The following is a 1,060-nucleotide window of genomic DNA, read 5'->3' on the forward strand; positions in this document are numbered from 1 at the left end:
AAAAGGTTGGAAGAGGAAGGCTACATTGAAAAGCGCGTCGCGTTACTGAGCGCAGAAAAACTCGACCTGTCTTTTATCGCTTTTGTTCAGTTAAAAACCATCGATCACTCCGAAGATTGGTATCACCATTTTGTCACAACAGTGAGTGATTTCCCTGAGGTGATGGAGTTTTATCGTATGGCTGGCGAGTATGACTACATGATGAAAGTGCTGGTGAAAGATATGAAGTGCTTTGACGAATTTTATAAGCGCTTAGTGAATAGTGTAAAAGGGCTATCTAACGTGACTTCAACATTTGCAATGGAGTCGATTAAATATACCACTGAGTTGCCAATTCGAAGTTAATCTAAGTTTACAGTTACTGGAATAATAGTTGTTACTGACGAGACATTAAAATGGAATGTAAGAGTGACATTATTCCAGTTTTAAAATACAAATCTCTTTTATTAAATATAAACGAGATTCGTTCTTGCTTTTATTTGTGCATTAGATAATTATGTTTTTCTAATCTGTTAATGTCCATACAGCATAGCCCGCCAAAAATTAACGCAATTTTTCTTCATTATTTTTCCTGTTTTATTTTGTTGAATATTCACTCTTTCTAAATTAATTAATTACATTAATTTAAACGTTTGCTTTGTGTTTTTTCGGGTAATTTTCTCGCCATTTATCAGAATTTATTTTTACCCTTAATATAGTAGTAAATACTTAAGTAATAAAGTCATCAACAATAGGGATAGCGATTAATAAAACATCGTATTATTATCTCGCCCCTTGAGATGTAACAAATTATTACTAAAAATGAACAGAAATTATTATTTGATTTTTCTTGCTGCTTTACTTGCTGGTTGCGGTGGAGGAGGTGACTCCAAGCCGAGCAATACAAGCTCTCCAACTTCTATCACGAAGCAGAGTCGTCCACAGCTGATTGTTGAAGATGCCTCGTTGCAGTTTGAGGGTGTGGGAACCATCACTCAGACACTATTGAGCAACGTTCGCGGCTCAGTATCTTACCAAGTCATTGATTCAAATCCGCCGAATGTGGTGAGGGTGAATGATT

Annotated in this window: 1 protein-coding gene and 1 pseudogene; both read left to right on the top strand. The window is 35.8% G+C overall.

Annotated features, from left to right (window positions below):
* Positions 1-345: Lrp/AsnC family transcriptional regulator (locus R8N28_RS26845; RefSeq protein ID WP_318183872.1), on the top strand; the 345-nt coding region annotated here is incomplete at its 5' end.
* 456 nt (positions 346-801) lie between these two features.
* Positions 802-1,060, top strand: a pseudogene (locus tag R8N28_RS26850) (hypothetical protein); the annotation flags it as partial.

Source organism: Vibrio sp. Vb1554 (assembly GCF_033344235.1).